At 72.3% G+C, this 12608-nt stretch carries 10 protein-coding genes; 3 read left to right on the forward strand and 7 right to left on the reverse strand.

Annotation, left to right across the window (positions count from 1 at the left end):
- Positions 1-94 precede the first annotated feature (94 nt).
- The gene (locus ACZ5XZ_RS24040) at positions 95-1198 is read right to left on the reverse strand and encodes a hypothetical protein (protein WP_468981321.1); all 1104 of its coding nucleotides are present in this window, start codon (positions 1196-1198) and stop codon (positions 95-97) included.
- 497 nt (positions 1199-1695) lie between these two features.
- On the opposite strand from ACZ5XZ_RS24040, the gene sepH reads away from it, so the two are divergent.
- Positions 1696-2748, forward strand: a complete 1053-nt coding sequence (sepH, locus tag ACZ5XZ_RS24045; protein ID WP_468981324.1) for a septation protein SepH — start codon at positions 1696-1698, stop codon at positions 2746-2748.
- Positions 2749-2836: 88 nt separating this feature from the next.
- Here sepH and ACZ5XZ_RS24050 read toward each other — a convergent pair whose 3' ends face one another.
- Complete coding sequence (locus tag ACZ5XZ_RS24050) at positions 2837-3676, reverse strand: sulfurtransferase (RefSeq protein ID WP_468981325.1); 840 nt, start codon at positions 3674-3676, stop codon at positions 2837-2839.
- Positions 3677-3935: 259 nt separating this feature from the next.
- Between ACZ5XZ_RS24050 and ACZ5XZ_RS24055 the strand changes: the two genes are divergently transcribed.
- Complete coding sequence (locus tag ACZ5XZ_RS24055) at positions 3936-4721, forward strand: VOC family protein (RefSeq protein WP_468981328.1); 786 nt, start codon at positions 3936-3938, stop codon at positions 4719-4721.
- A 352-nt stretch (positions 4722-5073) separates the two neighbouring features.
- Here the strand turns inward: ACZ5XZ_RS24055 and ACZ5XZ_RS24060 are convergent, their stop codons facing one another.
- Complete coding sequence (locus ACZ5XZ_RS24060) at positions 5074-5718, reverse strand: ScbR family autoregulator-binding transcription factor (protein WP_468981331.1); 645 nt, start codon at positions 5716-5718, stop codon at positions 5074-5076.
- Positions 5719-5827: 109 nt separating this feature from the next.
- Between ACZ5XZ_RS24060 and ACZ5XZ_RS24065 the strand changes: the two genes are divergently transcribed.
- Positions 5828-6829, forward strand: coding sequence for a ScbA/BarX family gamma-butyrolactone biosynthesis protein (locus ACZ5XZ_RS24065; RefSeq protein WP_468981533.1), 1002 nt, complete (start codon positions 5828-5830; stop codon positions 6827-6829).
- 81 nt (positions 6830-6910) lie between these two features.
- Here ACZ5XZ_RS24065 and ACZ5XZ_RS24070 read toward each other — a convergent pair whose 3' ends face one another.
- The 4 genes from ACZ5XZ_RS24070 to ACZ5XZ_RS24085 all read right to left on the reverse strand — a co-directional run bounded on the left by ACZ5XZ_RS24070 (position 6911) and on the right by ACZ5XZ_RS24085 (position 12595).
- Positions 6911-7570: a thymidine kinase gene (locus ACZ5XZ_RS24070; protein ID WP_468981334.1), complete on the reverse strand. Its 660-nt coding sequence runs from the start codon at positions 7568-7570 to the stop codon at positions 6911-6913.
- A gap of 122 nt (positions 7571-7692) precedes the next feature.
- Positions 7693-8883, reverse strand: a complete 1191-nt coding sequence (locus ACZ5XZ_RS24075; protein ID WP_468981336.1) for an alkaline phosphatase family protein — start codon at positions 8881-8883, stop codon at positions 7693-7695.
- Positions 8883-9476, reverse strand: a complete 594-nt coding sequence (locus tag ACZ5XZ_RS24080; RefSeq protein ID WP_384440098.1) for a DUF5998 family protein — start codon at positions 9474-9476, stop codon at positions 8883-8885. Before ACZ5XZ_RS24080 ends, ACZ5XZ_RS24075 begins: the two co-directional genes overlap by 1 nt.
- 59 nt (positions 9477-9535) lie before the next feature.
- Positions 9536-12595 (reverse strand): bifunctional acetate--CoA ligase family protein/GNAT family N-acetyltransferase, encoded by a 3060-nt coding sequence (locus tag ACZ5XZ_RS24085; RefSeq protein WP_468981338.1) that lies wholly within the window; start codon positions 12593-12595, stop codon positions 9536-9538.
- Positions 12596-12608 lie beyond the last annotated feature (13 nt).

Raw genomic sequence — 12608 nt, forward strand, 5'->3', positions numbered from 1 at the left:
TGCGCGGGTGTGGTTTTCGGGCGCCTGACTGTCGGCCTCGTCTCTCCCCTCTCCCCCCCCCCCCCCCCCCGCGGCCGTCACGGGTCCGCCGGGGTCAGGAAGCGCCCGGGTCGGGTGTCTGCCCTTCGGGTCGCTGCCCGCTCTCCTGGTGTTCGCCACCGGTCGAGCCGTCACCGGAGCCGGTGTCGCCGTCGCTCCCGGTGGAGCCGTCGGGAGACGGCTTCGTGGACGGTGACGTGTCCGGGTCCGGCGAGGTCCTGCCGCCGTCGGACGGGCTCGGGGTCGGCGCGGGCGTGCCGCTGTCCGCGCCCTCGCCCGTGCGGCCGTCGTCGGACTTCCCGGGGTGCGGGGTCGGCTCGTCGCCGCCGCCCTTCTGGCCGCCGTCACCGGGCGAGTGGCCGGGCCCGGGCGACTGCGGGGTTTCGGGTCGGTGCCGGCTCGAGCCACCGGTGTGGGTGATGTTGCCCAGCGTGGTGCCCTTCTCGCCGCTCGCCGTCTGCCCGGCCAGCAGCTCGGTGGCGGTGACCCCGCCCATGGCGAGCAGGAAGACCACGAGCGCGCCCAGCGCCGGCCGCTTCCAGCCGCGCAGCCGGGTGCCGTACGTCGTGGCGCTGACCTCCTCCGGCCGTGCGGCCGGGCGGGGTGGCGCGGGAGCGGCCTCGGCGGGGCGGGCGTCCACCCGGCCCAGCGCCATGGTCGGCTGCTCCAGCTGCGGTACGAGCTGGGTCCGCTCCGCCGGGTGGGCGCTCGCCGGGTCGCGGCGCCGGGCCTGTTCGGCTCGCGGGACCAGCTGGGTACGGGCCGTGGCGGGCCCGGGGGTTCTGGCGGCGACGGAGGTGACCTTGTCCTCCGTGCCCTGCTTGTCGAAGGTCGGCAGCACCATGGTCGGGCCGGCCTGCCGTGCCTGCTGGGTGGTGGATCGAGTGTGGAGAGAAGAACGGCGCGGCTTCGGCCGGGTGGCGACCGATGCCTCCTTGATCTGTTCGCCGGTGCGCCGGAACAGGTGCTGGAATATCGAACCGCCGGTCGTGGCCACGACACTGACCACACCCGCGCCGATGATGGTTCCGTAAACACCGAGCTGCCCCGCGAGGTACGCGGCGACGGCCGCAGCGAGTGCGCTGCCGGACACCTGAGCGACGCTCAGGTCGATCCGCTTCTCCTTCTTCTTCGTGGCGGTTTCGGTTTCTTCGTCCATCTCCAACCTTTGATAGCCCCTTCGATCCATCTTGCATGGAGAAGTGACCAATTGGCGGAGTCAACAGTTCCGAATTTGGGGAATCTGTGAAACTCGCCACCCGCGCGGCAGGTAGAGAGATCGACAAGGCGACCGAACTCCGCTGCCCGCCCAGAAGTTCGGCGGCGCGGCGGTCCACCTCAGTGGCCCGAATGGAGTACTGTGGCGAACCCTGGCCCCGGTTCCCGTCCGGCTGCCCGGAACCCGCGGGAGGGGCCTTCAAGGCGGCACTCACCCTGGGGCGCCGCCGCTCGGCACGGGTGATCGGCGACAGGGCAAGCGGCATGGTCACTGAGCGTTGCAAACTGGTAACCGTGTCATAACGGCGTTTGAGGGCCAAGCCTCGACACGCCGGGCAACTCGGCAATGTTGTGGCAGGCTGCACCCGGGCAGGCCACACTCGACTAGCGGAAGCAGCGACGCACGTGACGTCGGCAGGCACCACCCGGGAGGTCCCCATGCCCGAACTGCGTGTCGTGGCCGTCTCCAACGACGGCACACGGCTGGTGCTCAAAGCTGCGGACAGCACCGAGTACACGCTTCCGATCGACGAACGGCTGCGCGCCGCCGTCCGCAATGACCGTGCGCGGCTCGGCCAGATCGAGATCGAGGTCGAGAGCCATCTGCGGCCGCGGGACATCCAGGCGCGGATAAGAGCAGGTGCCTCCGCCGAAGAGGTCGCCCAGCTCGCCGGCATCCCCGTCGATCGGGTGCGCCGCTTCGAGGGCCCGGTCCTCGCCGAGCGCGCCTTCATGGCCGAGCGGGCCCGTAAGACACCCGTACGGCGCCCCGGCGAGAACACCGGTCCGCAGCTCGGCGAGGCGGTCGCGGAGCGGCTGCTGCTGCGCGGCGCCGACAAGGAGAGCGTCCAGTGGGACTCCTGGCGCCGGGACGACGGCACCTGGGAGGTGCTGCTGGTCTACCGCGTCGCGGCCGAGCCGCACTCGGCGAGCTGGACCTACGACCCACCGCGGCGGCTGGTGCAGGCCGTGGACGACGAGGCCCGGGCGCTGATCGGCGAGAGCGACGACACGCCCGAGCCGAGCTTCCCGTTCGTCCCGCGCATCGCCCGGCTGCCGCGCGACCGACCGCTGGACCGCACGCTGGACCGGCAGACGTCCGAGCGCGCGCAGACCGGTGGCGAGGAGAGCGAGCAGCGCGGCAACGAGGAGGCCGTCGGCGAGCGGGAGCGGGATTCGCTGACCAGCCTGCTGGAGGCGGTGCCCAGCTTCCGCGGTGACATGGTCGTCCCCGAGAGCGCCAAGGCGCCGCAGGTCGACGAGGAGCCGGAGGCCGAGGTCGAGGAGCCGCCGGCCCCGGCCGCCAGCGCGGGCGCGGGTTCCGCGTACGCCGATGTGCTGATGCCGCGGGCCGTGGCCGGCCACCGCGACCGGCTGACCGGGACGACGGACCGGCAGGCCGAGGCGGACGGCGTACGGCCCGGACGCCGGGCGGCCGTGCCCAGCTGGGACGAGATCGTCTTCGGCACCCGGAGGAAGAAGCCGGAGTAACGGGCCGGCCACCGCACACCACCCGTCCGCCCGCTCCCTGGCTCCCAGGGGGCGGGCGGACGGCGTCGTACAGGGCCGTGGCGGGGGCTCAGCCGGGCTGCGGGCCGGTGGCGACCGGACGGGACGGGTCCGCGGTCCATTCGCTCCAGGAACCGACGTAGAGCGCGGCGGGGACGCCCGCGACCGCGAGGGCCAGCACCTCATGGGCCGCGGAGACCCCCGAGCCGCAGTAGACGCCCACCTCCGCGTCCGCCGTGGCACCCAGCGCCGCGAACCGTTCGGCCAGCTCCCCGGCGGCGCGGAAGACCGTGCCGCCCTCGGCGACGTTCTCGGTCGTCGGCGCGGAGACCGCGCCCGGGATATGGCCGGCGACCGGGTCGATGGGCTCGACCTCGCCCCGGTAGCGCTCGCCGGCCCGCGCGTCCAGCAGAACACCCCGACGGGCGAGCGCGGCGGCGTCGTCGGCCGTCAGCAGCCGCAGTGCGCCGGGCACCGGAGTGAAGTCACCCGCCGGCGGCTGCGGTTGGTCGGTGCTCAGGGCGCCGCCGGTCGCCCGCCAGGCGGCGAGGCCGCCGTCCAGCACCCGCACGTCCGGGTGACCGCTCCAGCGCAGCAGCCACCAGGCGCGGGCGGCCGCCCAGCCCTGGCCGCCGTCGTAGACGACCACCGGGCGGTCCGTCCGTACGCCGGCGGCCCGCATGGCCTCGGCGAAGGTCGCGAGGTCGGGGAGCGGGTGCCGGCCGGCCTTGCCGGGGGGTGCGGCCAGCTCGCTGTCGAGGTCGACATAGACCGCGCCGGGCAGATGGCCAGCCGCGTACTCGGGGCGGCCGGGCGGGCCACCGAGCTGGTAGCGGACGTCAAGGAGCACCGGAGGGGTGGGCTTCGCCAACTCGCTCGCGAGTTCGGTAGCGGTGATGATGGCATTCATGGGACTCATCCTTGCGTAGCGATGACTACGTACAGAAGGCGGGTGCCCACCCTCCGTATGGCGCAGTTGCAGCCTGCCGTAACGTCGCCGAAACGGATGGGAAACATCAAAACGGGCATTCTCCCTCGCGAACGCGCCGTGGACGGCGCGGCCGGGGCGCACACCAGGTCACCGGGTGCGAGCATCTGCTCGGGACCCGCGCCCGTACCGCACACACCGCACAGGGTCCGCACACCGATGCTCCGAGGAGAGAGTGACAATGACGACCGAGGCCGCGACTCGGCGAAAGCCCGGGGCGCCCTGCTGGGTGAGCCTCCTGGCCCACAGCCTGCCCGTGACGCAGGAGTTCTACGGCGCGTTGTTCGGCTGGGAGTTCCGCCCGGGGCCGCAGCACTTCGGTCCGTACTCCCGGGCCTTCCTCGACGGCAGGGAGGTCGCCGGGCTCGGCGAGCTGGCACCCGACCGCAACCTGCCGGTCGCCTGGACGACCTATCTGGCCAGCGACGACGCGGATGTGACCGCGGAGCAGATTCGTTGCTGCGGAGGGACGGTGGGCGTCGGGCCGCTGGACGCGGACGACGACGCGGGGCGGATGGCGATCGCCTCCGACCCGCAGGGCGCGATCTTCGGCATCTGGCAGGGCAAGTCGATGATGGGCACCGCGCTCACCGGCGAACCGGGCACTCCGGTGTGGAACGAACTGGTCACCCAGGACACCGACTCCGTCGGCCCGTTCTACGAACACGTCTTCGGCTTCGAGGCGGAGGCCCCACCCGCGTCCGACCCGTCCGGCGCCGACTATCTGACGCTGCACCTCAAGGGCCAAGCGGTGGCCGGCATCCACGGGGTGGGCAACGCGCTGCCCCGCGACCGGGGCCCGCACTGGATGACGTACTTCGCCGTGCCCCATGCGGACGCGGCCGTCCGCCGGGTCACCGATCTGGGCGGCCGTGTGCTCCAGCCGGCCCACGATGCACTCCACGGGCGCGAGGCGACGGTCGCCGACACCGAGGGCGCGGTCTTCAGCATCGTCGAACGGGGCTGAGCGCCACCGCTCGCCCCGCGCCGCGGGTGCGCCCCGGATTTCCGCGGAAGTCGAAGTTCACGGGAGGCAATCCCGCTGTGACGCGTGCCCCCGGCGTGCGTTCGGTGCACTTTTGGTGCGTTTTCCGATTCTCCAGGAAACCACCCGCCCTGTTTCTCGCGGGGGCTTCTCCGGAATTCGGTGCACATCGGCGACAAAACCGTCGGCGGAAAGGGATTTCGGAGCCGGGGGGCGTGCCGCCAAGGCAAAACATACCGAACGGTCCACTTGTTAGTGGGATGCAGGCCGGGGCTGACCGCGTAATGCCCGGCCGGCATTCACCGGCACGGAGAAACGTGACACCCCGCGACGCCTACGAGACCGCGGTGGAACGTTCCGCCCCCAGGAGGCGTTCGGCGCGGAAGGGTGAGGTGTCCAGCCTCGCCAGCACGCCGGGAACGGCGATATTGGGGAGTATCAGCTCCAGGAGCCGGGAGATCTCGCAGGACAGGTCCCGCCCCTCCGGCATGACCTCGGACACGAGCTGGACGCCCGTCCAGGCGCCGACGAACAGCCGGGCGGTGTCGGCCGGGTCGACATGCGGTAAGAGCTCCCCGCGCTCCTTGGCCTCCAGGAGCACCTTGCCGACCAGCTCGATCCAGTCGGGCCAGCGGGTGCCGAACATGCTGCGCGCCTTGGAGTCGACGGACAGCCGTATGGAGGCACTGAGCAGCGGCTCTCTGGGCAGCCGGTGGGCCAACAGGAGCGCTATGTCCGCCCACTCCTGGAGTTTGAGCGGTTGCGGCACCAGGCCCTCGGTGGTCACCGCCTCGGCGAGCACTCCGCGCGCCAGCTCCTCCTTCGACGTGAAGTGGAAGTACAGCGCCCCACGGGTGAGTTGGGCGCGGTCGATGATGGCGGCGATCGTGGCGGCCTCGTAGCCGCATTCGTTGAAAATCTCTGCGGCAGCCACCAGGCAGGCCCTGCGCGTCCGGATCGCCCGTTCCTGTTTCGCCAACTCATGTCTCCCGTGCCAAGTATTTACGGCTATGTTGAAAAAGACCGCGGACCCGGTTTATTTTATCAGCGTCAACTTCTGTCAGATGGGCCGCACCCAGGGGGACTTGATGGCCGAAGCCGCCGCACGCATAGATACACCGCAACATGACCGCAGGTCCCCGCTTCGGTCCGATGGCTCTTCCGGTGCCCTGCCCGGCGCACCGTCCGGGAATCTCCAGGAATACGCTCACCTCAAGAACTCGGACAGACTCTTCGTCACCGGCTGGAACAGTCGCGGATCCGGCGAATTCTCGCTCACCGCCCAGTGGCCTGCCGTCCATGGCGGGCGGCAGTGCGACCCCCGGGTGCTCGCCCAGACAATCCGGCAGAGCGGTCTGGTCATCACCCATGCCGAGTACGGCGTGCCGCTGTCCCATCAGATGTTGTTGCACGACTTCAACTTCACCGTCAATCCGGAATTCAACCTTCCGCAGAACCGGCCTACGGATCTGGACATCGATGTCACGGTCTCGGGCACCGGCCCCAGCGGACGCGTCGGCAGCGCACTGGACATGAAGCTCCACATCCGCCAGGGCCGGACCACCGTGGCGCATGCGGACTTCCAGTGCGCATGGTCCTCGCCGGCGGCGTACCGGCGGCTGCGCGGCGCACACCTCGGCGTGGGCTGGGGAAGCTGGACACTTCCCGCGCCGGTCGCACCCGAGCTGGTCGGACGGTCCAGCGTGGCCGATGTGGTGCTCGCACCGAGCGATCGTCCGCGCCGCTGGCAGCTGCGCAACGACACCGGCAACACCCTGCTCTTCGACCACCCGGTCGACCATGTGCCGGGCCTGGCGCTGTTGGAGGCCGCCTACCAGGCCGCCCACGCCACCATCGCGCCCGGCGGGTTCGCCCCCGCCGTCATCACCAGCAGCTTCGCGCGCTATGTCGAGTTCGACGAACCCTGCTGGATCGAGACCGAGTTGCTGCCCCGCTCCGCGGCCGGACCGCTCGCGGTCCAGGTCACCGGAGTCCAGGGCGGGCGGACCGTCTTCCGTGCCGGACTGAGCGGGGCGCCGCTTCCGGGGGCGGTCCGGGCTACCGAACAGACCCCGGGGGTCACTGATTGACTAGTGCCCGCGTCCACCGACAGTCGGCGCGATGACTCGAAGGGGTGGGGTGAGCGCCAGCGCGTTGACGTTCGCCGTGGCCTATCCGGGAGCGTCGGCCGACACCGGCAGGACGTCCGGCGACAGCGCACCGGCGCGGGCCGTCGCACTGGTCATCCGGCGCAGATGGTGGCGTCGGCACAACACCTCGTAACCCACTTCCCCCATCGCGTGGTTGACGTCGCCGACCACCACCTGGGCGCCCTCGACCACCATCTCCCCGCCCACCGTACGGGCGTTGTGCGTGGCTCGCGCACCGCACCAGCACAGCGCTTCGACCTGCAGCGACTCGATCCGGTCGGCCAGCTCGATCAGGCGCCGGGAGCCGGGGAAGAGATGTGTCCGGAAGTCGGTGGTGATCCCGAACGCGAAGACGTCCAGGTCGAGATCGTCGACGATCCGCGCGAGCTGGTCTATCTGCTCGGGGGCGAGGAACTGGGCCTCGTCGACGATGACGTAGTCCGCGCGGCCTCCCTGGGAGAGGTGGTCGACGAGGTAGGCGTAGAGATCCATCCCCTCGTCGGCCTCCACCGCGTCGGTCACCAGACCCAGCCGCGACGACAGCCGGCCCTCGCCCGCGCGGTCGTCGCGGGTGAAGATCACTCCTTGCAGGCCCCGGGCCGAGCGGTTGTGCCCGATCTGCAGGGCCAGGGTGCTCTTCCCGCAATCCATGGTTCCGGAGAAAAATACCAATTCGGACACGGCTGTGGGGTGGCCTTTCGTGTCGGGTCACAGGCGGCGCAGCGGGCGCGGGCCGCGGGCGGCGCCGTCGGGCGTGCGGGTCGGGTACGGGGTGCTGAAGTACGGGGGTGCGGACGTACGGGTCAGGTACGGACTTCCAGGAGCGGCACCAGCTGCTCCATGGGGGTCATCGAGCCGTGCATCCCGACCATCTCCGATTCACGGGGCTCTCGTTCACTGGCGATGATCACCATGTCGGCGTGCGCGGCCGCGACGACATCACCGATCCGGGCCCGCACCCGGTCGTCGACCTGCGGCCCGAACCACCCGGCCGCGATGGCCTCTTCGCGGCTCGCGACCCACATCTGCTCGCCGACCACCTCGCGCCATACGGCGAGCACATCGGCGGCCGCGCCCCGGTGTGCGTACACATGCCGGGCCCGGCCCTCGCCGCCCAGCAGGCGTACGCCGGCGCGCAGTTCCCAGTCCTCGTCGAAGTCGATCCGGGACTCGGGGTCGAAGGGGATGTCGATCATGCCGTGGTCGGCGGTGACGTAGAGGGCGCTGCGCGGCGGCAGTTGCTCGGCCAGCCGCTGGGCGAGCCGGTCGACGTACATCAACTGGCCGCGCCAGGCGTCGGAGTCGACACCGTAGCGGTGCCCCTTGCCGTCCACCTCGGAGTAGTAGGTATAGACCAGTGAGCGATCGCCGGCGGCGAGCTGCTCCGCGGCGAGGTCCATGCGGTCCTCACCGGAGAGCCGGCCGTGGAAGGTGCCGCCGCTGAGCGCGACCTTGGTGAGCGGTGTCTGCTCGAAGTTCGGCGCCGAGACCTGGCAGGTGTGGATGCCGGCGGCGTCCGCGAGCTGGAAGACCGTCGGATGCGGCTGCCAGACATACGGGTCGGTCCACGGGTACCAGCGCAGCTGGTTCATCAGCTCGCCGGTCGCCGGGTCCTCACAGGTGTATCCGGGCAGGCCGTGGGCGCCCGGCGGCAGGCCGGTGCCGACCGAGGCGAGCGAGGTGGCGGTGGTGGAGGGGAAGCCCGCGGTCAGCGGGCGGCCGCTGCCGTTGAACGACGTGCCCAGGAGCGAGGTGAGGAACGGCGCCTCCTCCGGGTGGGCCCGCAGCAGTTCCCAGCCGAGGCCGTCGATCAGAAAGACGCAGACCCGGTCGGCGGGGGCCAGCTCCATGGTCGAGGCGAGGCCGGGAACGCCGAGGCCCGCGGCGACGGTGGGCAGCAGATCGGCGAGCGATCCGGTGCCGTAGAGGGGCACCGGGGCGCCGAGCGGGTCGAGCGGTTCGGGTTCCGGCCAGACGGGGGCGATGTCGACCATCAGCGCGGGTTCGTGGTGGCCGCGGTGGCCTCGGAGAGCGCCTGGGCGAAGGTGAGCGTCTCGCGGACCGAGTCCGGACCGTCGCCGGCCTCACTGACCCGCAGCGAGAGGTCGTCGGCGGTGGAGGAGCCGGTGTAGCCGTGGTCCGCCTCGCAGTTGGGGTCGCCGCAGGCGGCGGGCTCCAGGTCCAGGCGCGCGACGGCACCCCAGCCGATGGTCAGCACGACCTCGCGGGGCAGCTGGCCCGGGGTGTAGGACTCGGGGTTGGCGACCACGCGGCTGAGCACCACGGAGGAGATCCGGCCCAGCTTGACCGACTCGGTGGAGGTGGTGGCGTACGGCGAGGGGGAGGTGGCGTCGGCGGCCTGCTCGTCGGTGTGGCTGACGATGAAGCGGGTGCCGGTCAGGACCAGGACCGTGACATGGCGGCGGACCTCGTTGGCGTCGAAGGTCGTCTCCTGATGGACGAGGTACGACACCACCGGCTCACTGCCGACTGCTGCCTGCACCGCCTCGGCCACGAGCGTCGGGTAGTAGCCACTGCGCTCGATCGCCGCGCGCAGCCCCTGGGTCGTCGTACCGGTCTTCGCCATGGGGTCCATCCTACGGGGCCTGCCGGGCGCCACGGGCCCGGTGGGGGCTGAGGGGCCGCTCAGTACGCGGGCAGGCGGCGGGGGCCCAGGTCGGTGGTGGCGGGGGGCCGCGCCAGGCGGACGGCGGCCCCCAGGACGGAGAGGCCCTGGGGGGCGACCACGACCGGTTCGAGGTCCACGCCGACGACCTCGGGGTGGTCGTCGACGAGCCGGGAGACTCGCAGCAGCAGCTCCGCCAGCGCGGCGGTGTCGACGGGCTGGGAGCCCCGCCAGCCGAAGAGCAGCGGGGCGGCGCGGATCGAGCGGATCTGCTCGGCGACCTCTTTGTCGGTGGCGGGGATGAGGCGGTGGGCGATGTCGCCGAGCAGCTGGGAGGGGGCGCCGGCCAGGCCGAAGGAGAGGACGGCGCCGGCGGCCGGGTCGATGGCGGCGCGAATGACCGTGTCGACCCCGCGCGGCACCATCGCCTGCACGACCGGGCGCAGCTCCTCGGGAGAGCCGAGGAAGTCGGTCAACTCGGTATATGTACGGCGGAGTTCGGCCTCGCCCGCGATGTCCAGGCGGACCCCGCCGAGGTCGGCGCGGTGGCGTAGATGAGGGGCGGTGGTCTTCAGGGCCACCGGGTAGCCGAGGCGGGCGGCCGCGCGCACGGCGGTGTCGGGGTCGGGGGCCGGCAGGACGGGGCGGGTGTGGATGCCGTAGCGGGCGAGCAGGTCGGCGGCATCCTCGGGCGGCACCGGGACCGAACGGCCGCTGGGGACGTCGGGGGCGAGCCGGGCGAGGAGGCGCTCGATGTCGGCGCCGGCGGCCGCCTCCTGGATGTCGTCGTACTCGGGCACCCGGCCCGGCTCGGCGGCCTCGCGGCGCCAGGCGGCGTAGCGGACGGCCTCGGCGAGGGAGCGTACGGCGCGCTCGGCGGCGGGGTAGGCGGGGATGCGGAGCGGGGCGGTACGGGGGGCGACCTCGGTCTCGGCGTCGCGGGCGGGCGGCGCAGGTGCGGTGCGGGCGGCAGGGGGCGGGCCGGGAGGGATCGGGGGGCGGGCGGAGGCCGCCCGGTGCGCCGGGGCGGGCGGAACCGGCGGAATCGGCGGGATCGGTGGGGCCGGTGGGACCGGTGGATTCGGCGGGGCTGATGCGGGGCGGGGCTCGGCCGGGGCGGCGTCCGGGGACGGGGCCTGGGGGCCGGCAGCCGAGGCGGCGGATGCCGGGGGCTCATGGGGCTCGGGGGACGCCGCCGGCGCCGCCAGCGTCTCGGCCAGGTCGTCCATCGCCAGGTGGACAACCGTGACGGGCTTGTGCGGATGGGCCGCGGCCGCGCTCCGCAGGGCGGCGGCGAGCGCGATGCCCTCACCGGCGCCCGGGGAGGCGCCGTCCTGCTCCCCCACCCAGGGGATGGCCGTGACGATCACGGCGTCGCAGCCGTCGCCGGAGAGCGTCTCGGCGAGCGCCGTACGGAAGTCCTCCGGTGTGGCCGCGGAGGCCAGCACTCGGGGGCGCAGCGGACGCAGCCGCTCGGTCAGGCAGGCGTCGTAGGCCAGCAGCGCCAGCGACTCGGAATTGCCGAGGATGGCGATGCGCGGGCCGGCCGGCAGCGGCTGGGAGGCCAGCAGCAGCCCGGCGTCGATCAGCTCGGTGACCGTGTCGACGCGGATCACCCCGGCCTGGCGCATCAGGGCGGCGACCGTGCTGTCGGGGACACGGACGGTGGGCACGGCGTGGCCGAGGGGGGCGGTGCCGTTGTGCCGGGCTCCCTTGGCGACCACGACCGGCTTGACGGCGGCGGTGCGGCGGGCGAGCCGGGCGAACTTGCGGGGGTTGCCGATGGACTCCAGATAGAGGATCACGACATCGGTGTCCGGGTCGTCGTGCCAGTACTGGAGCAGGTCATTGCCGGAGACGTCGGCGCGGTTGCCGGCCGAGACGAAGGCGGAGATGCCGGCGATGCCGCCGTCACCGGGGCCGCGCGCATGCAGTCCGCTGAGCAGGGCGATGCCGATGGCGCCGGACTGGGTGAACAGGCCGATGTGGCCGGAGCCGGGCATCCGGGGGGCGAGGGAGGCGTTCAGCCGGACGTCGGCGGCGGTGTTGATCAGGCCGAAGGCGTTCGGCCCGATGAGCCGCATGCCGTACGAGCGGGCCTGGCGGAGCAGGGCGCGCTGCCGGTCCCTGCCCTCGGGGCCCGACTCGGCGTAGCCGGAGGAAAGGATCAGCACGCCCTGGACGCCGTGTTCGCCGCAGTCCCGGACGACGTCGGGGACGCTGTCGGCGGGGACGGCGATGACCGCGAGGTCGACGGGCTCGGGGATCTCCGCGAGCGCGCGGACCGCCGGTACCCCTTCGGGGTCGAGCCGCCGCATGTCCTGGGGGAAGGCGTGGTTGACGGCGTGCACCCGGCCCGTGAAACCGCAGGTGAGGATGTTGCGCAGCGCGGTGCGGCCGATGCCGCCGGGGGCGCGGCCGGTCCCGATGACGGCGACCGAGCCGGGGGCCAGCAGCCGCTGCACCGAGCGGGCTTCGGCGCGCTGCTCGCGGCCGCGCATCACGGCCACGGACTGCTCGGTGGGCTCCAGGTCGAACTCCAGCCGGACCACGCCGTCTTCGAACGTCCGCTTCTGGGTGTACCCGGCGTCCGTGAAGACCTTGATCATCTTGGAGTTGGCGGGCAGCACCTCGGCGGCGAACCGCCTGATGCCGCGCTCACGGGCGACCGCCGCGATGTGCTCCAGGAGGGCGGAGGCCACCCCGCGCCCCTGGTGGGCGTCCTGGACGAGGAAGGCGACCTCGGCCTGGTCGTCCTCGGGGTCCTTGGCGGGCAGTCCCTGGTCGTTGATCCGGTCGTAGCGGACGGTGGCGATGAACTCGCCGCCGACCATGGCGGCCAGTCCGACGCGGTCGACGTAGTCGTGGTGGGTGAAGCGGTGTACATCGCGGTCGGACAGCCGCGGGTAGGGGGCGAAGAAGCGGTAGTACTTCGACTCGTCCGAGACCTGTTCGTAGAAGGAGACCAGCCGCTCGGCGTCATCGGGGGTGATGGGGCGGATCCGCGCCGTGCCGCCGTCGCGCAGCACCACGTCGGCTTCCCAGTGGGTCGGGTATGCATGATCCGGCGGCTTCTGCATGCGGACAGAGTAC

Source organism: Streptomyces sp. NPDC033270, assembly GCF_055576575.1.

Excerpts from the sequence above, each read along its gene's own strand:
- ACZ5XZ_RS24040 (WP_468981321.1), bottom strand. The coding sequence starts at position 1,198 with ATGGACGAAGAAACCGAAACCGCCACGAAGAAGAAGGAGAAGCGGATC.
- sepH (WP_468981324.1), top strand. The coding sequence starts at position 1,696 with ATGCCCGAACTGCGTGTCGTGGCCGTCTCCAACGACGGCACACGGCTG.
- ACZ5XZ_RS24050 (WP_468981325.1), bottom strand. The coding sequence starts at position 3,676 with ATGAATGCCATCATCACCGCTACCGAACTCGCGAGCGAGTTGGCGAAG.
- ACZ5XZ_RS24055 (WP_468981328.1), top strand. The coding sequence starts at position 3,936 with ATGACGACCGAGGCCGCGACTCGGCGAAAGCCCGGGGCGCCCTGCTGG.
- ACZ5XZ_RS24065 (WP_468981533.1), top strand. The coding sequence starts at position 5,828 with ATGGCCGAAGCCGCCGCACGCATAGATACACCGCAACATGACCGCAGG.
- ACZ5XZ_RS24075 (WP_468981336.1), bottom strand. The coding sequence starts at position 8,883 with ATGGTCGACATCGCCCCCGTCTGGCCGGAACCCGAACCGCTCGACCCG.
- ACZ5XZ_RS24080 (WP_384440098.1), bottom strand. The coding sequence starts at position 9,476 with ATGGCGAAGACCGGTACGACGACCCAGGGGCTGCGCGCGGCGATCGAG.
- ACZ5XZ_RS24085 (WP_468981338.1), bottom strand. The coding sequence starts at position 12,595 with ATGCAGAAGCCGCCGGATCATGCATACCCGACCCACTGGGAAGCCGAC.